19 protein-coding genes are annotated in these 22580 nt (G+C 75.1%); 9 read left to right on the forward strand and 10 right to left on the reverse strand.

Annotated features, from left to right (window positions below; translation table 11 throughout):
* Nucleotides 1-9 precede the first annotated feature (9 nt).
* Complete coding sequence (locus tag ACRB68_RS01985; RefSeq protein ID WP_153530577.1) at nucleotides 10-1818, reverse strand: hydantoinase B/oxoprolinase family protein; 1809 nt, start codon at nucleotides 1816-1818, stop codon at nucleotides 10-12.
* The gene (locus tag ACRB68_RS01990; protein WP_153530578.1) at nucleotides 1815-3809 is read right to left on the reverse strand and encodes a hydantoinase/oxoprolinase family protein; all 1995 of its coding nucleotides are present in this window, start codon (nucleotides 3807-3809) and stop codon (nucleotides 1815-1817) included. The genes ACRB68_RS01985 and ACRB68_RS01990 overlap by 4 nt, the downstream gene beginning before the upstream one ends.
* A gap of 139 nt (nucleotides 3810-3948) precedes the next feature.
* Between ACRB68_RS01990 and ACRB68_RS01995 the strand changes: the two genes are divergently transcribed.
* The 3 genes from ACRB68_RS01995 to ACRB68_RS02005 all read left to right on the forward strand — a co-directional run bounded on the left by ACRB68_RS01995 (nucleotide 3949) and on the right by ACRB68_RS02005 (nucleotide 6192).
* A complete protein-coding gene (locus ACRB68_RS01995) occupies nucleotides 3949-4323 on the forward strand; it encodes an FKBP-type peptidyl-prolyl cis-trans isomerase (RefSeq protein ID WP_153530579.1) in 375 nt (124 codons plus the stop codon).
* Between the two features lie 97 nt (nucleotides 4324-4420).
* Nucleotides 4421-5374, forward strand: coding sequence for an ATP-binding cassette domain-containing protein (locus ACRB68_RS02000; RefSeq protein ID WP_153530580.1), 954 nt, complete (start codon nucleotides 4421-4423; stop codon nucleotides 5372-5374).
* A complete protein-coding gene (locus tag ACRB68_RS02005) occupies nucleotides 5371-6192 on the forward strand; it encodes an ABC transporter permease subunit (protein WP_328593627.1) in 822 nt (273 codons plus the stop codon). The genes ACRB68_RS02000 and ACRB68_RS02005 overlap by 4 nt, the downstream gene beginning before the upstream one ends.
* 6 nt (nucleotides 6193-6198) lie before the next feature.
* Here the strand turns inward: ACRB68_RS02005 and ACRB68_RS02010 are convergent, their stop codons facing one another.
* Nucleotides 6199-7083, reverse strand: a complete 885-nt coding sequence (locus ACRB68_RS02010; RefSeq protein WP_207709555.1) for a carbon-nitrogen hydrolase family protein — start codon at nucleotides 7081-7083, stop codon at nucleotides 6199-6201.
* Nucleotides 7080-7667 (reverse strand): SRPBCC family protein, encoded by a 588-nt coding sequence (locus ACRB68_RS02015; protein ID WP_328593628.1) that lies wholly within the window; start codon nucleotides 7665-7667, stop codon nucleotides 7080-7082. Before ACRB68_RS02015 ends, ACRB68_RS02010 begins: the two co-directional genes overlap by 4 nt.
* Before the next feature lie 207 nt (nucleotides 7668-7874).
* Between ACRB68_RS02015 and ACRB68_RS02020 the strand changes: the two genes are divergently transcribed.
* Entirely contained in the window at nucleotides 7875-8702 is an 828-nt protein-coding gene (locus ACRB68_RS02020; protein ID WP_153530581.1) for a polysaccharide deacetylase family protein, read from the forward strand.
* Nucleotides 8703-8937: 235 nt separating this feature from the next.
* Here ACRB68_RS02020 and cutA read toward each other — a convergent pair whose 3' ends face one another.
* From cutA to ACRB68_RS02045, 5 genes are all read right to left on the reverse strand, one after another.
* The gene (gene cutA / locus ACRB68_RS02025; protein WP_153530582.1) at nucleotides 8938-11286 is read right to left on the reverse strand and encodes an aerobic carbon-monoxide dehydrogenase large subunit; all 2349 of its coding nucleotides are present in this window, start codon (nucleotides 11284-11286) and stop codon (nucleotides 8938-8940) included.
* Entirely contained in the window at nucleotides 11286-11762 is a 477-nt protein-coding gene (locus tag ACRB68_RS02030; RefSeq protein WP_407924274.1) for a (2Fe-2S)-binding protein, read from the reverse strand. The genes cutA and ACRB68_RS02030 overlap by 1 nt, the downstream gene beginning before the upstream one ends.
* Complete coding sequence (locus ACRB68_RS02035) at nucleotides 11759-12607, reverse strand: FAD binding domain-containing protein (protein ID WP_328593629.1); 849 nt, start codon at nucleotides 12605-12607, stop codon at nucleotides 11759-11761. Before ACRB68_RS02035 ends, ACRB68_RS02030 begins: the two co-directional genes overlap by 4 nt.
* Nucleotides 12608-12619: 12 nt before the next feature.
* Nucleotides 12620-14086, reverse strand: a complete 1467-nt coding sequence (locus tag ACRB68_RS02040) for a uracil-xanthine permease family protein (protein WP_153530583.1) — start codon at nucleotides 14084-14086, stop codon at nucleotides 12620-12622.
* A gap of 138 nt (nucleotides 14087-14224) precedes the next feature.
* The gene (locus tag ACRB68_RS02045; protein ID WP_153530584.1) at nucleotides 14225-15940 is read right to left on the reverse strand and encodes a PucR family transcriptional regulator; all 1716 of its coding nucleotides are present in this window, start codon (nucleotides 15938-15940) and stop codon (nucleotides 14225-14227) included.
* Between the two features lie 196 nt (nucleotides 15941-16136).
* Between ACRB68_RS02045 and ACRB68_RS02050 the strand changes: the two genes are divergently transcribed.
* From ACRB68_RS02050 to ACRB68_RS02070, 5 genes are all read left to right on the forward strand, one after another.
* Nucleotides 16137-17084, forward strand: a complete 948-nt coding sequence (locus ACRB68_RS02050; protein WP_328593630.1) for an oxamate carbamoyltransferase subunit AllH family protein — start codon at nucleotides 16137-16139, stop codon at nucleotides 17082-17084.
* On the forward strand, nucleotides 17081-18505 hold the full coding sequence (locus tag ACRB68_RS02055; RefSeq protein ID WP_328593631.1) for an FdrA family protein: 1425 nt from the start codon (nucleotides 17081-17083) through the stop codon (nucleotides 18503-18505). The genes ACRB68_RS02050 and ACRB68_RS02055 overlap by 4 nt, the downstream gene beginning before the upstream one ends.
* A complete protein-coding gene (locus ACRB68_RS02060; RefSeq protein WP_153530585.1) occupies nucleotides 18498-19886 on the forward strand; it encodes a YlbE family protein in 1389 nt (462 codons plus the stop codon). Before ACRB68_RS02055 ends, ACRB68_RS02060 begins: the two co-directional genes overlap by 8 nt.
* A 47-nt stretch (nucleotides 19887-19933) precedes the next feature.
* Nucleotides 19934-21160, forward strand: a complete 1227-nt coding sequence (locus ACRB68_RS02065) for a DUF6986 family protein (RefSeq protein WP_328593632.1) — start codon at nucleotides 19934-19936, stop codon at nucleotides 21158-21160.
* A 122-nt stretch (nucleotides 21161-21282) separates the two neighbouring features.
* The gene (locus ACRB68_RS02070) at nucleotides 21283-21651 is read left to right on the forward strand and encodes a nuclear transport factor 2 family protein (RefSeq protein WP_153530586.1); all 369 of its coding nucleotides are present in this window, start codon (nucleotides 21283-21285) and stop codon (nucleotides 21649-21651) included.
* Between the two features lie 27 nt (nucleotides 21652-21678).
* Here the strand turns inward: ACRB68_RS02070 and ACRB68_RS02075 are convergent, their stop codons facing one another.
* Nucleotides 21679-22509, reverse strand: a complete 831-nt coding sequence (locus ACRB68_RS02075; protein ID WP_153530587.1) for a nitroreductase/quinone reductase family protein — start codon at nucleotides 22507-22509, stop codon at nucleotides 21679-21681.
* Between the last annotated feature and the right edge of the window lie 71 nt (nucleotides 22510-22580).

Here is a 22580-nt window from a genome sequence, read left to right on the forward strand (position 1 = left end):
CGGCCTCCGTCAGTCCGGCGCGTCCACGTCGGCGGATGTCCGGCCGCCCGCCAGGCGGGGGAAGCCGGGGCCGCGGTCGAAGAACGGCGCCGGGCCCCGCTCGGCGGCCAGCCGGGACCGCAGCGCGGCGGTCGCGGCCGGGTCGCCGAGCACGACGCCGTAGTCGTCGCGGGCGCCCTGCGGGGAGACCTTGCCGTCGCGGACGTCGTCCGCCACGGCCGCCGGGTCGCGGGCGAGCGGGTCGCCCCAGCCGCCGCCCCCGGTGGTGCGGATGCGGATGATCTGCCCGGCCTTCACCGGGTGGTCGTCGACGAGGCCGTCCATCTCCACGCCGTCCACCTCCACCCGGAACGGGCGCCCGGCGCGGCCGCCGTTCACGCCCCAGCACGACAGGATCGACCGGTCCGCGATCGACATGTAGTGCGCGTCGCGCAGCATCCGGATGTGCTTGTCGTAGCCGAGACCGCCCCGGCGCTCCCCCGGCCCGCCCGAGTCCACCGCGAGGCCGAGCCGCTCGACCCGCAGCGGCCAGCGCGCCTCGGCGAACTCGACCGGGATGTTGCGCGAGTCGGGCACCACGTGGACGGTGTCCTCGCCGTCGGCGTAGTGGCGGCCGCCCGAGCCGCCGCCGAGGACCTCGCGCATCAGGTACGGGCCGTGCTCGTCCTCCCCGTACACGCCGGTGTAGCGGATCGTCTCCTGGTCGGCGGGCATCCGGCCGCCGGTCGCCTTGGCCAGCACGCCGGCGAGGACGCCGAGCAGCCGCAGGATGACGAACGTGCGGGCGTTGGTCGGCGCCGGGAACACCGGGGTGAGCAGCGTGCCCTTCTCCGGGAACCGCATCTCGATCAGCGGCACCACGCCCTCGTTGACGTCCAGCTCGGCGGCCCGCTCGGGCGTCGCGGCCAGATTCCGCAGCACCGGCGCCAGCCACTTCTTCAGGAACACCCCGCCGGCGTAGTCGCCCGCGTGGTTGATCGGGCCCTTGGCCTGCGGGGACGTGCCGGTGAAGTCGATGAGCAGCGGCGCCTCGGCGGCGGCGTCCACGGTCAGCGTGATGCGCTGGGCGTGCAGCCGGGGCGGGTCCACGCCGTCGTGCTCGGCGTAGTCCTCCCACACGTAGGTCCCGTCGGGGATCCGGGCGAGCAGCTCGCGGCGGAACGTCGCGGTGGTCCGCTCGATGATCGCGTCGAAGCACGCCTCCACGTCCGCGCGGCCGTAGCGGGCGAACAGCTCGCCGAGCCGCCGCGCGCCCATCAGGCACGCCGCGCACTCGGCGGCCAGGTCGCCGGCGAGCGACTCGGGCGTCCGCGAGTTGCGCGTCATGATCCGCAGCGCCGCCTCGTTCGGCACGCCCCGGTCCCACAGCTTGATCGGCGGGACCATCAGCCCCTCCTCGAACGCGCTGCGCGCATGGCCCGGCATCGACCCGGGCACCGCGCCGCCGATGTCGTCGTGGTGCCCGAACGCCTGCACGAACGCCACGACCTCGCCGTCGTGGAACACCGGCACGGTGACGCACAGGTCCGGCAGATGCCCGATACCGCCCTCGGACAGGTAGACGTCGTTGTGGAAGTACACGTCGCCCGGCCGCATCGTCTCCAGCGGGAAGTCGCGGACGACCGGCTGGACGAGCGCCGAATACGAGCGGCCGGTCAGCTTGCGCAGCCGCCGGTCGTGCACACCCGCCCGGAAGTCGTGCGCGTCGCGGATCATCGGCGACCGCGCGGTGCGCGCGATCGCGGTCTCCACCTCCCGCTCCACCGACGCCAGCGTCCCCTCGACGATCTCCACCAGGATGGGATCGGTGTCACTCATGCGCGCGTCACCACCAGGTTGCCGTGGGGGTCGACCCGGGCGCGGAAGCCCGGGTGCAGGGGCAGGGTCGAGCCGTACTCCTCGATGACGGCGGGCCCCTCGACCTCGTCGCCCGGTGCGAGGGACTCGCGGCGGTACAGGGCGGCGTCGGTCCAGTCGTCGAAGTGGACGCGGCGGGTGCCGGTGCGGGCGCGGCTCGAATCGCCGTCGCCGGGCGGGTGCCCGCGCGGTTCGGGGCGGGCGATCGGGCCGATGCCGGTGACGCGCAGGTTGACCCACTCCACCGGGGCGGCGCGGTCGCAGTAGCCGTACAGCGCCTCGTGGGCGTCGTGGAAGCGCGCGGCGACGTCGCCGGCGTCGGCGGGGACGCGCACCTCGAACGCCTGCCCGGCGTAGCGCAGGTCGGCCGAGCGTGCGAAGCGGCGCTCGGCCGGGCCGAACCCGGCGCGGGCGAGCGCGGCCGACGCCTGCTCCTCCAGTTCGGCGAAGACCGCTTCGACCGCGGCCGGGTCGCGGTCCACGCAGGTGCGCACGTGGTCGTCGCGGACGTCGACGGTGAGCAGCCCGAACGCCGACAGGTTCCCCGGGTCGGGCGGGACGAGGGCGGTGCCGAGGCCGAGGACGTCCAGCAGCCGGCAGGCCAGCAGGGGCCCCGAGCCGCCGAACGCGACCAGCGGGTGGTCGCGGACGTCCAGGCCGCGCCGCACCGTGATCTGCCGGATCGCGTTCGCCTGGTTCCACGCCGAGATCTCCAGGACGCCCGCGGCGGCCCGCTCGGGCGTCAGGCCGAGCCCGGCGGCCAGCTCCGCGACGCCCGCCCGCGCGACGGCCACGTCCAGCGGCACCTCGCCGCCGAGCAGGTGCGGCGGGATGCGGCCGAGGACGGCGTGCGCGTCGGTCACCGTCACCTCGGTGCCGCCCCGGCCGTAGCAGAGCGGGCCGGGGTCGGCGCCCGCGCTGCGCGGCCCGACCTTCACGCCGCCGCCGGGCGCGGGCGCGGCGACCGACCCGCCGCCCGCGCCGACCGTCACGATGTCGACCATCGGGACGCGCACCGGGTGCCGGCCGACCGCGCCCTCGGTCGTCAGCCCCGGTTCGCCGCCGCGCACCACCGCCACGTCGGTGGAGGTGCCGCCGCCGTCCAGCGTGACGACCGCGCGGTGCCCGGCGCGCGCGGCGACGAACGCGGCGCCGAGCGCCCCCGCCGCCGGGCCCGACAAGACGGTGCCGACCGGGCGCCGGACGGCCTCGGCGGCGGGCACCACCCCGCCGTTGCTCGCCATCACCAGCAGCGGCGCGGGCGCCCGTTCGGCGACCGCGGCGAGGTAGCGGCTCACCACGGGCTTGACGGCCGCGTCGACGAGCGTGGTGACCGTCCGCTCGTACTCGCGGTACTCGCGCAGCACCTCGCACGACAGCGACACCACCGCCGCCGGGTGCTCGCGCCGCAGCACCTCGCGCATCGCCAGTTCGTGCGCGGGGTTCGCGTAGGAGTGCAGGAAGCACACGCCGATCGCGTCGACGCCCTGTTCGCGGAACCAGCGGGCCACCACGGCGGCGCCGGCCTCGTCGAACGGCCGCACCTCGGCGCCGGTGTGGTCCAGCCGCCCGCCGACCGCGCGGACCCGGTGCGCCGGGACGATCCGCGGCGGCTTCACCCAGAAATAGCTGTTGCCGTAGCCGTCGGGGACGCTCTGCCGGGCGATCTCCAGGATGGCCTCGAAGCCCTCGGTGGTGACCAGGCCGAGGCCGTCCAGGCGGTCCTCCAGCAGCCGGTTGGTGGCCACGGTGGTGCCGTGCGCGAGCGCCGCGACGTCGCCGGGGGCCGCGCCGAGCAGGTCCAGGACCTTGGCCAGGCCGGCGGCGAACCCGGCGGCGGGATCGGCGGGGGTGGCCGGGGTCTTGGTGGTGGCGAGCGCGCCGGTGTCCTCGTCCAGCGCCACGACGTCGGTGAACGTCCCGCCGGTGTCGATGCCGATCCGCAGCCGCATGCACCTACCCCTACCGGCGCGGCGGCGGCGCGCAAACGTCGCAACCTGCCAACGGGCGCGTCGTTCTTTGGCGACTCGTCCTGCGGCTACGCTGAACGCCGTTCCTAACACCAGTGACGACCAGCATGGAGAGCCGCACATGGCGCTTGAGAAGCCTGAGATCGACTTCCCCGAGGGCGCACCGCCCGTCTACCTCGACATCACCGACATCAAGGTCGGCGACGGCGCGGAGGCCGTCAAGGGCTCGACCGTCTCGGTGCACTACGTCGGGGTCTCCTTCTCCACCGGCGAGGAGTTCGACGCCTCCTGGAACCGCGGGCAGGCCTTCCAGTTCCCCCTCGGCGGCGGCCGCGTCATCAAGGGCTGGGACATGGGCGTCGAGGGCATGAAGGTCGGCGGCCGGCGCAAGCTGGTCATCCCGGCGCACCTGGCCTACGGCGACCGCAGCCCGAGCCCCGCCATCAAGCCGGGCGAGACGCTGATCTTCGTGGTGGACCTGCTCGCCGTGAACTAGCGGCCGCGCTCCAACGGCGGGCAATCGGGGGTGAAAATTCTCCCCGGCTGCCCGCCGCCGCCGTTTCCGCTCTCGGGACCTTCGGTACCGAACAGTCATGATCCAGGCGCGCGGGCTGACGAAACGGTACGGGGAGAAAACCGCGGTCGACCACGCCGACTTCACCGTCGAACCGGGCCACGTCACCGGGTTCCTCGGGCCGAACGGCGCCGGCAAGTCGACCACCATGCGGATGGTCCTCGGCCTGGACCGCCCCTCGGGCGGCGACGTCACCGTGGGCGGCCGGCACTACCGCGACCTCGGCGCGCCGCTGCGCGAGGTCGGCGCGCTGCTGGACGCCAAGGCCGTGCACCCGGGCCGCAGCGCCTACAACCACCTGCGCTGCCTCGCCCAGAGCAACGCCATCCCGCGGCGGCGGGTCGACGAGGTCATCGGCCTGGTCGGGCTGGAGAGCGTCGCGTCCAAGCCGTTCCGGGGCTTCTCCCTCGGCATGGGGCAGCGCCTCGGCATCGCGGCGGCGCTGCTCGGCGACCCGGCCGTGCTGATGTTCGACGAGCCGGTCAACGGGCTGGACCCCGAGGGCATCCTGTGGATCCGCAACCTGATGAAGGACCTGGCCGCCGAGGGCCGGACCGTCTTCGTCTCCAGCCACCTGATGTCGGAGATGGCGGTGACCGCCGACCACCTGGTCGTCATCGGCCGCGGCCGGATCCTCGCCGACACCGGCATGCGCGAGTTCATCGACGACAACGCCACCAGCCACGTGCTGGTGCGCTCGCCGGAGGCGGCCCGGCTGCGGCCGCTGCTCGCCGGCCGCTCCTGGCGGGTCGACGTCGAGGACGAGCGGACCCTGCAGGTGCACGGCGCGACCGCCACCGAGGTCGGGGACGTCGCCGCCGACCACGGGATCCGCCTGCACGAGCTGTGCGCCGTCCAGCCGTCCCTGGAGGAGGCGTTCATGCAGCTCACCGGCGACTCGGTGGAGTACCACGCGGGCGCCCTGGCGGGGCTGCCGCCGGGCCTCAGCCGGGCGGGCGGTGACGGCGCGTGACCGCCTCCACCACCGCTACCGGCACCGCCGGCGGGCCCGGGGCCACCACGTTCGGCAGCGTCCTCGCCTCGGAGTGGACCAAGATCCGCACGGTGAAGTCCACGTTCTGGACGCTGCTCGCCGGGGCCGTCGTCGTCATCGGGCTGTCGGTCCTGTGGGCCCTCGCCTTCACCGCCTCCTACGACCAGATGACGCCCGAGGACCGCGCCACGGTCGCGCCGACCTCGCCCATGCAGATCGCCTTCTACTTCGGCATGGTCATCTTCGGCGTGCTCGGCGTGCTGGTGATCACCGGCGAGTACACCACCGGGATGATCCGCACCGCGCTCACCGCCGTGCCGCGCCGCCCGCAGTATCTGGCCGCCAAGGCGCTGGTGCTGGCGGCGGTGGTGCTGGTCGCCGGCGAGGTCGTGTCGTTCCTGTCGTTCTTCCTCAGCCAGCTGCTGCTGTCGTCCAAGGACCTGGACGGCTCGCTCGGCGACCCCGGCGTGCTGCGCGCCGTGATGGGCGGCGGCCTGTACCTGATGCTGATCGCGCTGATGGCGCTCGGCGTCGGCGTCATCGTGCGGCACACCGCGGGCTCGGTCGTGGTGGTGTTCGTGGTGCTGTTCGTGCTCGGCATCGTCGGCGGGTTCCTGCCCGGCGAGTGGGGCGCGACGCTGAACAAGTACCTGCCGTCCAACGCCGGCGGCGCGATCCTGGCGCCCACGCAGACCGGCACCACGCTCGCGCCCTGGACCGGGCTGGCCTACTTCACGCTCTACACCCTGGTCGTGCTGGCCGTGGCGGTGGTGCTGTTCGAGTCCCGCGACGCCTGACGGGGGTCAGTGCGGGAAGCGGGTGGCGGCCTCGCCGAGCAGCTCGGCCGCGTGCCGGCGGTACAGCTCCAGGTTGCGCTCGGCCAGGTGGTCGAAGCCGTGCGGGACCGACGATCCGGGCGTCAGCGCCGCCATCGCGGCGGCCGGGTCCAGCCGCGCCGCCGTCCAGCCCTCGTGGCTGGCGGCCCGCGCCACGACCTCGGCGACCGGCGTCACGATCATCGAGTTGCCGAAGTAGAGGGTGCCCGCCGGGTCGGCGCCGACCGCGTTGGCGGCCACCACGTAGACGTGGTTGTCGTAGGCGCGGGCGCGGCAGGTCAGCTCCCAGATGTCGGCCGAGCGCAGCAGCGCCGACGGCCGGCAGACCACCTCGGCGCCGCGCACCGCCTGCACCCGCCACAGCTCGGGGAAGTCGCCGTCGAAGCAGATCGCCATGCCGATCCGGCCGAGCCCGGTGTCGACGACGCACACGTCCGTGCCGGGCGTCGCCCAGCCGCCGTGCCGCACGTCCTCGACCCGGAACGGGTGCGTCTTGCGGTAGACGCCGAGGACGTCGCCGCCGGGCCCGATCAGCACGGCCGCGTTGTACACCACGCCCGGCGCGGGGCCGCGCTCGTAGGTGCCGAGGCAGACGTGCACGCCGTGCTCGCGGGCGGTCTCCTGCAGCGGCTCGGTGACCGGCCCGGGGATCTCGGAGACGATCTCCCACAGCTCCCCGGCCGTGAGCGCCGGATCGAAGCCGGTGGTGCAGGTCTCGGGCAGGACGATCAGCTCGGCGCCGGTCGCCTCGGCGCAGCGGGCCGTCCAGGAGGCGGCCCTGGCGAGCGCGGCGGCCACGTCCGGCCGGGGCTCGGGCGCGAACTGCACGGCCGCCGCCGTGAACGCCCTCACCGCCGCCGCCCGAGCGCGTATCCGACGAGCACGCCGGCGAGCGCGACGGCGCCGCCGACCGCGGCCATCGCCCGGTCGCCCGCGACCATGGGGCCCGCGGCCGGAACCGGGACCGGCGCGGCGGCCGGGACCGCGGCCTGCGGGGCGGGCCCGGCCAGGTCCCGTTCGACGGCGGCGAAGAACTCCGCCGCCGTCCGCCTGGCGACGGTGCCGAGCACCCGCTGCCCGACCCCGCCGATCATCCCGCCGACCACGGCGTCGGCGTCGTAGTCGACGCGGGTGGCGCCGGGCCCCTCCGACAGCCGCACCCGGACGGTGGCGTCCACCATCCCCGCGCCGCCCTGGCCGCGGGCGCGCAGCACGAACGAGGTCGGCGGGTCGGGGTCGGTGAGCTCGACCCGGCCCACGTAGGTGCCCTTGACGGAGGCCACGCCCGCCGCGACCGTCATGGTGTAGCGGTCCTCGCCCGCCGGCTCCAGCGAACGGCAGCCCGGGATCGTGCGGGCCAGCACCGCCGGGTCGCGCAGGGCGTCCCAGACCCGCGGCAGCGGCGCCGCGACGCTGGCCGAACCGGTGACCCTCACACTTCGACCTTAGGCACGCCCGGGCCCCGCACCAGGGCGTTTTATGCCGAATGCATTCCAATCCTTGGGCACTTCCCCATGAACGCCCGGATCATGGTCAGATATCCCCGGCCGGGGCCCGAACCCGGCCCGCCCGCACGGCGTCAACCGATGCGGAACCACGAACGATCAACCGCTGGACGATCTCAGAACGGGGAACGACTGCCGATGCGAGGGAAGGTGCCCGTGCTCGCCACGCTGGTGGCCGGCGTGCTCGGGGTGGCCGCGGCCGGATGGCCGCTCGTCGGCGCGCAGGCGCAGGACACGGGGCCGTCGATGACGGCCCAGCTCGGCGCCGTGCTGGGCGACCAGCAGTGGGACCGGCCGAAACCCGGGACGTGGACGCCGCCGAAGGCCGCCCCCGACGGGCTGCCGCCGGTCATCAGCAACATCCAGACGCAGGACAAGGTCGTCTTCCTGACCATCGACGACGGCTACGAGTACGACAGCGAGTTCGTCAACCTGGTCCGCAAGGAGAAGGTGCCGATCCTGACGTTCCTCACCACCACCTACACCCGTGGCGAGGGGCAGTACTTCTGGGCGATGCGCAACGCCGGGTCGCAGATGGAGAACCACACCGTCACCCACCCCAACATGCGCACCCTCGGCCCGGAGGGGCAGCGCAGGGAGATCTGCAACTCCTCCGAGACCATCACCGCGCAGTACGGGCGCCGGCCGCAGATCTTCCGGCCGCCGTTCGGCAGCTTCAACGAGACGACCCGCCAGGTCGCCAAGGAGTGCGGCATCAAGTCGATCCTGCTCTGGTCGGCCGAGTTCTACAACGGCACCTCCGGGCCGGGCGTCGGCTTCAACGGCTTCGCCCGCGGCGACGGCGGCAAGGGGTTCAAGCCGGGCGACATCGTGCTGATGCACTACCGCAAGGGCCTCGCCGGGCAGTTCCAGATGATCCTCGGCTGGATCCGCGAGCAGGGCTTCCGCCCCGCCGCGGTGGAGAACTACATCCCCAGGTCGCTGGGCGGCGAGGCGGCCGGCTGACCCGCACCGCCATACCGGGAGGATTCCCGGTTGCGCGGACCGGCCCGGACCGGCCGCACTAGTGTTCACCCGCTGGCGGGGTTGAGGTCCCCCGCTCCCCGAGCAGCCCCGCCAGCATCAACCCCAGGGTTGAGGTCCCCCTCCCTGCTGATTCCGGCCGAGCAGCCCCGCCAGCATCAACCCCACGGTCGAGGTCCCCCTCCCTGCTGATTCCGGCCGAGCAGCCCCGCCGGCATCAGTCTCTTCTCCGCAGCCGGAACAACTCGTCCGGCGACAGCGGCATGGCGTCGACGACGAACCCCTCCGCGTCCTCGATCGCGGACGCGATGACCGCCGACACCGGGATCACCCCGGCCTCCCCCGCCCCCTTGACGCCGAGCGGGTTCAGCGGCGACGGCGTCTCCAGGTGCGCGGTCTCGATGCGGGGGATCTCGGTCGCGTAGGGCATGAGGAAGTCCATGAACGAGGCGTTCTGCAGCTGCCCGGTCTCGTCGTAGGCCATCCGCTCGTACAGCGCCCCGGCGATGCCCTGCGCGACGCCCCCGTGGATCTGCCCCTCGACGATGCGCGGGTTGATGAGCCGGCCGCAGTCGTGCAGCACCGCGTACCGCAGGATCCGCACCTCGGCGGTGTCGGGGTCGACCTCCACGATCGCCGCGTGCGCGCCCGCCGCGAACGTCGAGCGGACCGGCGAGTAGTAGTCGCGGGCCTCCAGGCCCGGCTCGTCGCCGCGCGCCACCGGCGGCTCGTCCAGCGAGCCGCCCCCGGCGAACTGGGTCGCGGCGGCGGACTGCTCGTCGAAGGCGTAGCGCAGCGGGTTGGACAGCACCGCGACGGTGCGCAGCGGCACGCCCGCCGCCCGGTCCCCGCGCACGTGCACCGTCCCGCCGGTGATCTCCAGGTCGGCGGGATCGGCTTCCAGCGCCTCCCCCGCGACGCGCAGCGCCTTCGCGCGCACCTTGCGGCAGGCGAGCGCGATCGCGTTGCCGCTCATCACCGCCGCGCGGGACGCGAACGTGCCGACCGCGTACCCGAACCGGCGGGTGTCGCCGGTGGTGACGTGCACGTCCTCGATCGGGACGCCGAGCTCGGCGGCGGCGATCTGCGCGAACACCGTCTGGTGGCCCTGCCCCTGGGAGGTGAGGCCGGTCGCGACGTGCACCCGCCCGGCGGTGTCGATCTCGACGTGGCCGCCCTCGTAGGGGCCGACGCCGGTGCCCTCCACGTAGCAGCCGAGGCCGATGCCGAGCCGGCGGCCGTCGCGGGCCCGCAGTTCGGCGAAGGTATCCCAGCCGATGAGCTTCCTCAGCTCGCGCAGCAGCGCCGGGTAGTCGCCGGAGTCGTAGATCAGCGGGCGGCCGTCCTGGAACGTCAGGCCCTGGTCGTAGGGGAACTCGTGCGGCCGGATGAAGTTGGCGGCGCGCACGTCGGCGCGGTCGCGGCCGAGGTGGCGGGCGATGCGGTCCATCGTCCGCTCCATGCAGAACACCCCCTGCGGGCGGCCCGCGCCCCGGTACGGGGTGACGATCACGGTGTTGGTGTAGAGGCTGGTCACCTCGGCCCGGTACGCGCCGATCTTGTAGGGGCCGAGCAGCTGGGTGGAGGTGACGATCGGGATGATGATGCCGTAGGGGGTGTAGGCGCCGTGGTCGTGCCGGATGCGCACGTCCAGGCCGAGCACCCGGCCCTCGCCGTCGAACCCGACCCGCACGTGGTGCTGCTGGCCGCGCTCGTGCGCGGCGGCGACGAAGTGCTCGCGCCGGTCCTCGGCCCACTTGACGGGCCGGTCCAGCAGCCGCGCCGCCCACGGCACCAGGACCTCCTCCGGCCACGGGTGCACGATCTTGACGCCGAAGCCGCCGCCGACGTCGGGCGCGACCACCTCCACCTTCCCGGCGGGCAGGCCGAGCCGGGCGGCGACCGCGCCGCGCACGGCGGTGGAGGACTGGGTGGAGGAGTAGACGCGCAGCGAGCCGTCGGCGGCGTCCCAGCGCGCGTACACGCCGCGCCCCTCCAGCGGGGTGGCGGCGCTGCGCTCGATGGCCAGGTCGAACTCCAGCGTGTGCGGCGCGGCGGCGATCGCGGCGGCGGCGTCGCCGGTCTCCTGGACCAGGACGGCGGCGACGTTGCCGGGGACGTCGTCGTGCACCAGGTGCTCGGCGCGGGCGGCGGCGTCGATGCCGACGACGGCGGGCAGCGGCTCGTACTCGACCCGGACCAGCCCGGCGGCGTCCTCGGCCAGGTACCGGTCGGCGGCGACGACCATCGCGACCGGCTCGCCCGCGTAGCGGACGGTCTCGCGGGCGAGCGGCCGCCCGGTGCGGCCGTGGGTGAGCGCCGGGTGCGGGATGAGCAGCGGCAGCGGGTCGCCGACGCGGCCGGGCAGGTCCTCCCAGGTGTAGATGGCGACGAGGCCGTCCACGTCGACGGCGGCCGACACGTCGATGTCGAGGATGCGCGCGTGCGCGTGCGGGGAGCGGACGAACGCGGCGGCGAGCGCGTCGCGGCCGAGGTCGTCCAGGAACCGGCCCTGCCCGGTGAGCAGCCGGGGGTCCTCGCGGCGCGGGATCGGCTCGCCGAACATCAGTCCTCCCCGGCGGCGCGCCGGACGGCGGCGACGATGTTCTGGTAGCCGGTGCAGCGGCACAGGTTGCCCGACAGGCCCTCGACGATCTCCTCGTCGGACGGGTGCGGGTTCTCGCGGAGCAGCGCGGTGACCGTGCAGAGGAAGCCGGGGGTGCAGAAGCCGCACTGCAGCGCGTGGCACTCCTGGAAGGCGCGCTGGACGGGCGACAGGGTCCCGTCGGGCGCGGCGAGCCCCTCCACGGTGGTGATCTCGGCGCCGCCGGCGGTGACGGCGAAGGTGAGGCAGGCGCGGGCGGGCGCGCCGTCCAGCAGGATCGTGCAGCAGCCGCACACGCCGTGCTCGCAGCCGACGTGGGTGCCGGTGAGGCCGAGGTCGTGGCGCAGGAAGTCCGACAGCAGGCGGCGGGCGGGCGCGCGGGCGGTGCGGTGCACGCCGTTGACGGTGAGGGCGATCTCGTAGGTCGGCTCGGTCACGTGCCCCTCTCCCTGGCCGCGCCGGCGGCGGCGTGCAGGACGCGTTCGGTGAGCACCCCGGCCAGGTGGCGGCGGTACTCCGCGCTCGCGTGGATGTCGGTCTCGGGGTCGAGGCGCCCGGCCGCGTCCGCGGCGGCCGCGGCCCGGCCGCCGGAGACGTCCAGGTCCAGCACGAGCGGGGTCGCGGCGACGCCGAGGTAGCCGGCGCGGGCGGCGGCGGGCCGGCCGGCCTCGTCCACGGTGACCAGGGCGGCGACGCCGGCGAGGGCGTAGTCGCCGTGCCGGCGGGCGATCTCGGCGAACGCGGCGCCGGTGCGGGGCGGCAGCGCCGGGAACGTCGCGGCGACGGCCAGCTCGTCGGGGGCGAGCGCGGACTCCAGCGGGCCGGCGAAGAAATCAGCGGCGCCGATCGTGCGGCGGCCGCGCACCGACGCCGCCTCCACCGTGCCGCCGAGCAGCGCGAGGACGGCGGGCAGCTCGGCGGCGGGGTCGGCGTGGGCGAGGCTGCCGACGACCGTGCCCCGGCTGCGCACGGCGGGGTGCGCGACGTGCCGCAGCGCGAGCCGCAGCAGCGGCTGGACGCGGGCGGCCTCCGCCGACCGCTCGGCGCGGGCGTGCCGGACCAGCGCGCCGACGCGCACGCCCGCCGGGCCGGCCTCCAGGGTGTCCAGCCCGGCGACCCGGTTGATGTCGATGATCTCGGCGGGCGCGGCGAGCCGCATGTTGAGCAGCGGGATGAGGCTCTGGCCGCCCGCCAGGACCTTGCCGTCGCGGGCGGCGGCGAGCGCCGCCAGCGCCTCGCCGAGGCTGCGCGGGGCGTGGTACCCGAAGGGCGGCGGCTTCACCGGCCGGTCTCCTTAGTCGGGGGCGTCCCCGGTCGTCGGCGGGCGGACGGGGCCGCCGATCTCCCGTTCCGACGGGGCGATCACGCCGCCGCCGGTGCCGTCCGGGCCGCGCCGCACGCCCGCGACGGCGTTCAGCGCGTGGTAGCCGAGCAGCACCGCGATGGTGCCGAGCGCGATGCCCTGCAGCGGGAAGTCGTCGGTGATCTTCAAGGTGACGTTGCCGATGGCCAGGATGATCGCGGCGGCGACCGGGACCAGGTTGACCGGGTCGGCGAAGTCCACCCGGTTCTCGATCCAGATCTTGGCGCCGAGCAGGCCGATCATCCCGTACAGCACGACGGTGATGCCGCCGAGCACGCCGCCGGGGGTGGCCGCGACCAGCGCGCCGAACTTGGGGCAGAGCCCGAACGCGATCGCCACGATCGCCGCGACGTAGTAGGCGGCGGTCGAGTAGATGCGGGTGGCGGCCATGACGCCGATGTTCTCGGCGTAGGTGGTCGTCGGCGAGCCGCCGACCGCGGTGGCGAGGACGGTGCCGACGCCGTCGGCGGCGATGGCGCGGCCGAGCACCGGGTCCAGGTCCTCATCGGTCATCGCCGCGACGGCCTTGACGTGCCCGGTGTTCTCGGCGATCAGCGCGATGACCGGCGGCAGCGCCAGCAGGATCGCCGAGGTCTTGAAGTCGGGGGCGTGCAGGCTCGGGAAGCCGAACCAGTCGGCGGCCTTGACGCCAGACAGGGCGATCCGGTCGTGCGGGAACGCGGTCGCCACGCAGTAGGGGCCCTCCTTGGCGCAGGCCTTCCCGGCGGCGTCCAGCAGGTTCTGGCCCGGCAGCACCGAGGTGACCTTCCCGGCGGTGGCGTCCAGCAGCCACGACAGGCCGAAGCCGAACACCAGCGCGAGCAGGATCGACACGCGGGCCCAGAAGCCGCGCAGCAGCACCGCGGACAGCACCGCGAAGCAGAGCGTGGCGAGCGCCACCCACTGGTCCTGCGGCCAGTAGACGGTGGCGACGACCGGCGCGAGGTTGAAGCCGATGAGCATGACGACCGCGCCCGTCACCACCGGCGGGAACACCCGCTGCACGACGTGCCCGCCGAGGAAGTGGATGACCAGGCCGATCGCGGCGAGGACCAGGCCGGCGACCAGGATGGCGCCGGTCACCGTGGCGCTGTCGCCGCCCGCCGCGCGCATCGCCGCGGCGGCGCCGACGAACGAGGCGCTGGAGCCGAGGTAGCTCGGCACCCGGCCGCCGACCAGCAGCAGGAACAGGATGGTGGCGACCCCGGACATCATGATCGACAGATTCGGGTCCAGCCCCATCACCACGGGGAACACGAACGTGGCGCCGAACATCGCCACGACGTGCTGGGCGCCGATGCCGGCGGTGCGCGGCCAGCTCAGCCGCTCGTCGGGCCTGACGACCTCACCGGGCGGCGGGGTCTTCCCGTCGCCGTGCAGCTTCCAGCCGATGACCATGCGGGGTGCTCCTCTGAGGCGGCCTCGCCCATGCGGGCAAGGTAGATCTACCCTGTTGGGCGGGCATCGGCATCATCTGCCAAAGCCCGTTCGCCCTTTTCAGCGCCCCATGTGATCCGGCTCACCGGACGAATCCGGTCAGATGCCCCGCATCCGCAACACGTGCAGCGCCAGGGTGAGGTTGAGGCGCAGGTGCGCGTCCTCGGTGAACGGCCCGAGCATCCGCTCCAGCTTCCCGATCCGGTAGCGCAGGGTGTTGTAGTGGAAGTGCAGCCGGCGCGCGGTCTCGGCGACGTTGAGGTTGGTCTCCAGCAGCACCTGCAGGGTGCGGCGCAGGTCCACCAGCTCCGGCTCGCCGTCGCCGGCCAGGTCGCCGAGCGTCTCGCGGACGAAGGCGTGCAGCTCGGCCGGGTCCGACACCAGGCTGAGCAGCCGGTAGACGCCGAGCTGGTCGAAGTGCGCGCGGGCGCCGTCGCCGTGCAGCTGGCGGCCCACCCGGACCGCCTTCACCGCCTGCTCGTAGGCCTCGGGCAGCGCGCGGGGCGCGGCGACCGTGCGGCTGATGCCGGTGGAGAAGGTGCGGCGCACCGCGTGGTGCTCGGCGAAGATCGCGGTGGCCTCCTTGATCATCGCCTGCACCGGCCCGGCGGGCAGCGCGGCGTCGTCGCCCGGCACGCCGAGGACCGCGACGACCTCGTGCGCGAAGCTGACCACCGCGGCGCCCGGGTCGTGCCGCCGCGCGGCGGTGGTCCAGGCGGCGGCGAGCCGCTCCTGCGCGGCGCGCTCGTCGGGGCCCCGGGTGCCGCCCGCCGGGTCGCCGCCGCGCGCGCGGCCGTCCAGTTCGGCGACCACGACCAGCACCGGCCGGTCCAGGTCCCAGCCGAACCCGGCGCAGTGCCCGACGATCCGGTCGTCGTCGCCCGCCCGGCCGGCCAGCACGTCGCGCAGGAAGTCGGCGCGGTACTTGCTCTCCACCGCCGCGACCGCCTGCTGCTTGGTGACCACGAGCGCGGCCACGGTCGCGGCGCGCTCCAGGATGCCGAGGTCGGCCTGGCCGAGCACGCCGCCGGGGTCGTGGGCGATGATGCGGCCGTGGTCGAAGCCGCCCGCGACCACCGGCACGACCAGGTGCCCGGCGTCGCCGGCGCGCTCCCCGCGCCCGTCCGGCCGGCCGCGGCCGTGCTCGGCCTGTCGGGCGGCGTCGAAGGCGCGCATCGCCTCCACCTGCTCGGCGCACCCGGCGGCGGCGAGCACCCGCTGGTCGCCGTCCAGCGCGACGACCGCGACCTCCAGCAGCAGCGCGACCTCGTCCACGACCTCCTGCAGCCCGCCGCCGCACAGCACGATCTGCACGAGCGCGCGGTGCACCTCCTCGGTGCGGGCGAGCACGGCGGCCTGCCGGTTGAGGATGTCGGTGAGGACCTGGTTCAAGATGTCGTCGAAGCCGACGTCGTCGGGCAGCAGGATCAGGGGGAAGCCGAGCCGGTCGGCCTGCTCGACCATCTCGGCGGGCGGCGCCTCCAGGTAGCGGCCGAGCTTGATGGCGAGGGCGGCCAGGCCGCGCTCGTCCAGGTCGGCGACCAGGGCGTCCAGCGGCTGGGGGGTGCCGCGCAGCGGGTAGCCGGTGGTGAGCAGCAGCTCGTGCGGCTTCACCCAGGCCAGGATGTCGGGGACCTCCATCACGTTCAGCCGCTGCACGATGCGGTCGAGCCCGGCCTGCCCGGCGATCAGCCGCGCTCCGTCCAGGGTCGACACGCCGAGGACCTCGCCGACCGAAAGGCCGTAGGTCAGCGTGCCGGTGCTCGCGAGCCGGAGGGCCGGTGGGCCCGGGTCCGCGGCGGGTGTGTAACTCATGCCAGGGGTCACCTCGCCTTTTGGGTGTTACATCGCCCGGGGCGGTCCGATCGCTACCGCCCTATGATCAACCCTGACAACAAACACGAACGCTGACAACCAGTCTTGGCACCTTTCTCCATACGAAGGCCCGCGGGAGCCGGTCTAGCGTCCAGGCTGAGGCCGGGCGCCGCCGACACCGGCCTCGGGAGGATCCGTGACTGCCCTGGTGCGCGACCCGATCCGGCTCCCGGCCGGGCGCTCGGCCACCGCCGGCGCGGCCAGCCTCGCGCTGCGGCCCGCGCTGGCCGCCCCGCGGCACCCCGCCCGCGTCATCGCGGCGTTCCCGGCGGCGGTCTACCTGGAGCGCCACGGCGGGCCCGAGCCGCGCGTCGTCGCGGTCGTCGCCTGCGACGCGGTGCGGCTGCCGAACGCCGTGGTGCTCGGCGCCGCGTGCCGCGACCGGCCGTTCCGTGGGGTGCGCGAGGGCGGCGAGGCCTGGATCGGCGACGGCCGGGTGGAGACCGAGGGGCTGCAGATCCGGATCCGCCGCTGGTGGGACCCCTCGCCCGAGCTCGGCGCACTCGGCCCGGCCGCGTTCGCGCGCGGTGTGCACGGGCTGGAGCAGGCCCTGCACAGCACGGGCGGCGGCACCTGTGGCGGCACGGGCGGCGGCCTGGCCGGCCATCCCGATCCGGCGCTGCTGGCCCGGCTCTGCGCCGCCGGCGACCTGGCCGGGAGCGTGGAGGCCGCCGAGCGGATCGTCGGTCTCGGCCCCGGCCTCACCCCGAGCGGCGACGACATCCTGGCCGGCCTGCTGGTCACGCTGCGCCTCGCGGGCGGCGCCCTGGGCGAGGGCGGGCGCGGCGGCGGGCGCGCCGTCTGGCTGGCCGGCTGGCTCGGCGCGGCGGTGACCGCCGACGCCGGCACCCGCACCACCGCCCTCGCCGCCACCCTGCTGCACTGCGCCGCCGCGGGCTGCGCCGGCGCCGAGGTCGCGGCCGTGCTGCGCGGCGTCGCGGGCCACGAGCCGGTCGTCCCGGCGGTGCGGCGGCTGCTCGCGGTCGGCCACACCTCCGGCGCCGACCTGGCCGCGGGCGTGCTGGCGGGCTGCCGCGCCGTGCTCGCGCTCGGCTCGGCCACCGGGCGGCGGGCGTCGGCGTGACCGACCTGGTGCAGGTCCGCCGGGGCGCCTACCGCGACTCGGTGACCCTCATGCGGGTGAGCCGCCGGATCGCCGGGCGGCCCGACGTCGCCGACGCCATGGCCGCGATGGGCACCCCGCTGAACCGCGCGGTGTTCGAGCGGATGGGCTTCGCGGTCCCGCCGGACGCCGGGCCCGCCGACCTCGTCGTCGCGCTGCGCGGCGACGGCCCGCTGGACGACGCCCGGCACGCCCTGGCGGAGCTGCTGGACGAGCGCGCGCAGGCGCACGACGGCGGGTTCGGCGAGGCGCCGCCGCCGCGCACCGTCGCCGCGGCCGCCGCGCGCGGCGACGCCTCGCTGGCGCTGCTGTCGGTGCCGGGGCCGCACGTGTTCCCCGAGGCGATGGACGCGCTGGCCGCCGGCCTGAACGTGATGATCTTCAGCGACAACGTGCCGCTGGAGCAGGAGATCGCGCTGAAGGACGCCGCCGCCGCGCGCGGCCTGATCGTGCTCGGCCCCGACTGCGGCACCGCCGTGGTCGGCGGCGCGGGCCTCGGCTTCGCCAACGCGGTGCGGCCCGGGCCGGTCGGGATCGTGGCCGCCTCCGGCACCGGCGCGCAGCAGGTGATGTGCCTGCTGGACGCGGCCGGCACCGGCGTCGGCACCGTCCTCGGCGTCGGCGGCCGCGACCTGTCGCCGCAGGTCAGCGGCCGGTCCACGCTGTCGGCGCTGGCCGCGCTGGACGCCGACCCGGCCACGGAGCTGATCGTGGTGGTGGCCAAGCCGCCGGCGCCGCCGGTGGCCGCGCTGATCCGGGAGGCGGCCCGGCGGCTGGACACCCCGGTGGTGTTCGCGCTGCCGCTGCCCGGCGCGGACGACCTCACCGGCGCCACCGCGGCCGCGCTGCGCCGGCTCGGCCGCCCGGTGCCGCGCTGGCCGCGCCGGGCCCGCCCGCAGCCGCCCGGCGGCGCGCTGCGCGGCCTGTTCGCGGGTGGCACGCTGTGCGCCGAGGCCGAGCTGGTCGCGGGCGCGGTGCCCGGCGGGCACGGGCACCGGATGACCGACTTCGGCGACGACGCTTACACCCGGGGCCGCGCCCACCCGATGATCGACCCGACGCTGCGCCTGGCCGCGCTCGCGGACGCCGCCGCCGACCCCGGCTGCGGGGTGGTGCTGCTCGACGTCGTCCTCGGGTACGGGGCCGACCCCGACCCGGCCGCCTCGCTCGCGCCCGCGCTCGCCGCCGCGCGGGCCGCCCGCCCCGACCTGGCGCTGGTCGTCTCGCTCTGCGGCGCCGCCGGCGACCCGCAGGGCCTGGACCGGCAGGGCGCGGCGCTGCACGAGGCGGGCGCGGCGGTGTTCGCCTCCAACGCCGAGGCCGCCCGGTACGCGGCGGCCCTCGCCGCGGGCCGGTCCGGGGACGAGGGAGAAGATGGCTGACCGCCTCGGCGGCCTGCTCGCCCGCGAGCCGCGCGTCATCGCCGTCGGCGCGGACGTGCTCGCGGACGCCCTCGCCGACCAGGCCGTCCCGGTACGGACGGTGGACTGGCGGCCCCCTCCCCCCGGTACCGAGGACGCGCTGAACGCGGTGCTCGGCCGGGCCGGGCACGCCGAGGCCAACGCCACGGCCGTCGGGCGGATGCTGTCCGCGCGCCCGCACCTGGTCGACGTCCGCCCGGCCTGGGAGGTCCTCAGCCTGGAACCGGGCGCGTTCCTGCACGCCGGGCCGCCCCTGACCTGGGAGCGCGCGTCCGGCCCCATGCGCGGCGCCCTCATCGGCGCGATGCTGCTGGAAGGCCTGGCGCACACTCCCGAGGACGCCGAGCAGGCCCTGGCCCGCGGCGACGCCGTTTTCGAGCCCTGTCACCACCACCACACGGTGGGCCCGATGGCGGGCGTGGTGAGCCCGTCGATGTGGATGCTGGTCGTCCGCGACGAGGAGCACGGCGGCACCGCCTGCTGTTCGCTGAACGAGGGCCTCGGCAAGGTGCTGCGCTACGGCGCCTACGGCCCCGAGGTGATCGAGCGGCTGCGCTGGATGGACGCGGTGCTCGGCCCGGCGCTGCGCGACGCCGTCCGCGCGCACGGCCCCCTGGATCTGCTGTCGCTCATGGCGCAGGCGCTGCAGATGGGCGACGAGCTGCACAACCGCAACCGCGCGGCCACCTCGCTGCTGCTGCGCGAGCTCGCCCCCGACCTGGCCGGCGGGCCGCACGCCGCCGAGGTGCTGCGCTTCGTCGGCGGCAACGACCACTTCTTCCTCAACGCCGCGATGGCCGCCGCCAAGGCGTGCGCCGACGCCGCCCGGGACGTGCCGGGCGCGAGCCTGGTCGTCGCGATGGCCCGCAACGGCACCGACTTCGGCATCCAGGTGTCGGGCACCGGCGACCGCTGGTTCACCGGCCCGGCGGGCGTCCCCGACGGCCTGTACCTCGGCTCCTACGGCCCGGCCGACGCCAACCCCGACATCGGCGACTCGGCGATCACCGAGACGGCCGGGGCGGGCGGGTTCGCCCTCGCCGCCGCGCCCGCCATCGTCCGCTTCGTCGGCGGCGAGGTACCGGACGCGGTCGCCGCCACCCACCGGATGTACGAGATCACCCTCGCCGAGCACCCGGCGCTGCGCATCCCGCTGCTGTCGTTCCGCGGCACCCCGGCCGGGATCGACGTCACCCGGGTGGTGCGCACCGGCGTGCTGCCGGTGATCGACACCGGCATCGCCGGGCGGGTGGCCGGGACCGGGCAGGTCGGCGCGGGGCTGGTCGAGCCGCCCGCGCGGGTGTTCACCGACGCGCTCGCGGCGCTCGCCGCCGATCCGTGATCCGGGACGGGTGCGCGAACGCGCCGGATTTGGGGGATCATGGCGGGGTGAACCTGAGCGTCTCCTCGATCGACGACCTGTCCGCGCGGATCGCCGCCGTCCGCGACGAGCACGCCACGCACTTCCCGGGCGCCGCGACGGGCCGCCAGCCGGTGCACACCGTGTACGTCCCGGCCGACCGCTTCTCCCCCTCCACCCCCTCGGACTTCGGCGCCGAGGGGCTGCGGCTGCTCAACACCCACACCCCCGGCGCGGGCTCGTTCGGCACCGCCTTCGGGCTGGAACCCGAGATCGCCGGCCTGGTGCGCGAGCGGGTCGCGGCCAAGCTCGCGGCCGAGCCGGTGGAGGACGTGCGGGTCGACTTCGAGGACGGCTACGGGGTGCGCCCCGACGCCGAGGAGGACGACCACGTCGCGCAGGTGGTGGAGGCCATCGCCGCCGCCTACGAGGCCAAGACCCTGCCGCACTACTGGGGCCTGCGCGTCAAGTCGTTCGCCGACGGCGGCCACGAGCGCTCGATGCGCACCCTGGACGTCTTCCTCACCGCGCTGCGCGACCGCCTCGGCCGGCTGCCCGGCGGCTTCACCATCACCTTCCCCAAGGTGGTGATGGCCGAGCACGTCGCCCTGTTCGTGGAGTACCTGGACCGGCTGGAGGAGGCGCTCGGGCTGCCGGGCGGCATCCTGCGCTTCGAGGTCCAGATCGAGACCACCGAGGCGATCATCGACCACGAGGGGCGGATCGGGCTGCGCGGCATCGTCGCGGCCGCCGCGGGCCGGCTGTCGGCCGCGCACTTCGGGGTGTTCGACTACACCGCCGCGTGCGGGCTGCCGCCGGCCGAGCAGCGGCTGGACCACCCCGCGTGCGACTTCGCCCGCAATGTCATGCAGGTGACGCTGGCCGGCACCGGCATCCGCCTGTCCGACGGCTCGACCAACGTCATCCCGCGCAACGACGGGCCCGACGAGGTCAACCAGGCGTGGGCGGTGCACGCCGCGCACGTCCGGCACTCGCTGCGGCACGGCTTCTACCAGGGCTGGGACATGCACCCGGCGCACCTGCCGAGCCGCTACGCCGCCGTCTACGGCTTCCACCTGAGCGGCGTCGACGACGTCATCGGCCGGGTCCGCGCCTGGCACGAGCAGGCGGCGGTCGAGGGCAGCGGCGTCATGGACGAGCCCGCGACGGTCAAGGCGCTGGTCGCCCGGCTGCGCCGCGCGGTCGACTGCGGCGCGCTGGACGAGAGCGTGCTGCCGCCCTCGGTGGACCGCTGACCGCGACCTGACGACGGCCCGCCCCGGTTCGCCCGGGGCGGGCCGTCGCCTTTCCCGCCCCTCTTGCCGATGAGCGCACACTCACTTAGTCTGAGTGAGTACTCACTCATTCGGGAGGCATCATGTCCGAGGACCAGGTCCGCGCGGTCACCGAGCGCTGGGCGCAGGCCGAGCGCGCGAGCGACGCCGCGGCGATGGGCGAGCTGCTGGACGCCGACTTCCGGGGGGTCGGGCCCTTCGGGTTCGTCCTGGACCGGCAGCAGTGGCTGGACCGCTACGAGGGCGGCCTGACGATCACCGCGTTCGAGTGGCAGGACCCGCAGGTGCGGGTGTTCGGCGACAGCGCGATCGTCATCGGCACCCAGGACCAGAAGGCCAGCTACCAGGGCCGGCCGTCCGACGGCCGGTTCCGCGGCACGCAGGTGCTCGTCCGCCGCGGCGACGAATGGCTGATCGCCGGCCTGCACCTGTCGCCCCAGCGCCAGCCGTAGGGCGGCCGCCCTCCCCCGCCACGGTCCTCAGCGGCCGGGCGGGGGCATGATCTCCAAAGCGGCCAGGAGCTGCTCTTCCTCGTAGGCGAAGTGCGCCTCCAGCTCGCCGGCCAGCCGGTCCAGCTCCGCGCGCACGCCGGCGGGGTCGCCGGCGTCCAGCAGGGCCTGGAGCTCGCCCTTCATCCGGGCGACGGCGACGTGCTCGCGGCGCAGCCGGTCCAGGACGGGCGCCAGCTCGGGGGCGTGCTCCTGCAAGTGAGGGAAGACCCTGTCCTCGTTGGCGTGGTGCTCGCCGAGGGACAGGCAGACGGTGCGGCAGCGCTCGCGGAGCCGGGCCGTCAAGGTGGACTCCGGGCTGCCGGCGGCGATCTGGGCGCGCAGATCGGCCAGGTCGCGGCGCAGCTCGGCGTGCACCCGCACGAGGTGGTCGCCGATGCCGTTCCCCCGCGGTGCCGCGGCGGGGGTCAGCGCGACGACCGGGATGACGCGGTCGGTCTGCCGCTGGTAGTCGGCATAGGCGGGGACGAGCTTGCCCTGCAGCGCATACATCTCGTCCCGCTCCTCCCCCTGCAGCGGGACGGCGAGGGCCTCATAGGAGCGCGTCCCGATCTCGACGGTGACCCGCGGATCGGCCAGCACATTGTGGTACCAGGCGGGGTTCTTCGGGCCGCCCGCGTTGGAGGCGAACACCAGCACGCGGCCGCCGTCCTCCAGATAGCCGAGCGGCGTGGTGTGGCGGCCGCCACTCTTTGCGCCGGTCGTCGTCAGCAGCAGCAGGTCGGCGCCTTCGAACATGCCGCCGACCTTCCCTCCGTTCTTCCGGAACTCCTCGATGACCTGCGCGTTCCAGTCGGACATGCGTCGCTCCCGTATCCTGCCGATGAACAGAACTGCTTTGCTTTGAAAGCAAAGCTAATTTGGGAGCAAAG

This window comes from Actinomadura macrotermitis, assembly GCF_009604375.1.
Classification (GTDB): Bacteria; Actinomycetota; Actinomycetes; order Streptosporangiales; family Streptosporangiaceae; genus Spirillospora; species Spirillospora macrotermitis.

Bases quoted from the DNA above. Each gene is read 5' to 3' on its own strand.
- ACRB68_RS02075 (WP_153530587.1), bottom strand. From the start codon at position 22,509: ATGTCCGACTGGAACGCGCAGGTCATCGAGGAGTTCCGGAAGAACGGA.
- ACRB68_RS01985 (WP_153530577.1), bottom strand. From the start codon at position 1,818: ATGAGTGACACCGATCCCATCCTGGTGGAGATCGTCGAGGGGACGCTG.
- ACRB68_RS02045 (WP_153530584.1), bottom strand. From the start codon at position 15,940: ATGAGTTACACACCCGCCGCGGACCCGGGCCCACCGGCCCTCCGGCTC.
- ACRB68_RS01990 (WP_153530578.1), bottom strand. From the start codon at position 3,809: ATGCGGCTGCGGATCGGCATCGACACCGGCGGGACGTTCACCGACGTC.
- ACRB68_RS02020 (WP_153530581.1), top strand. From the start codon at position 7,875: ATGCGAGGGAAGGTGCCCGTGCTCGCCACGCTGGTGGCCGGCGTGCTC.
- ACRB68_RS02040 (WP_153530583.1), bottom strand. From the start codon at position 14,086: ATGGTCATCGGCTGGAAGCTGCACGGCGACGGGAAGACCCCGCCGCCC.
- ACRB68_RS01995 (WP_153530579.1), top strand. From the start codon at position 3,949: ATGGCGCTTGAGAAGCCTGAGATCGACTTCCCCGAGGGCGCACCGCCC.
- cutA (WP_153530582.1), bottom strand. From the start codon at position 11,286: ATGTTCGGCGAGCCGATCCCGCGCCGCGAGGACCCCCGGCTGCTCACC.
- ACRB68_RS02070 (WP_153530586.1), top strand. From the start codon at position 21,283: ATGTCCGAGGACCAGGTCCGCGCGGTCACCGAGCGCTGGGCGCAGGCC.
- ACRB68_RS02060 (WP_153530585.1), top strand. From the start codon at position 18,498: ATGGCTGACCGCCTCGGCGGCCTGCTCGCCCGCGAGCCGCGCGTCATC.
- ACRB68_RS02000 (WP_153530580.1), top strand. From the start codon at position 4,421: ATGATCCAGGCGCGCGGGCTGACGAAACGGTACGGGGAGAAAACCGCG.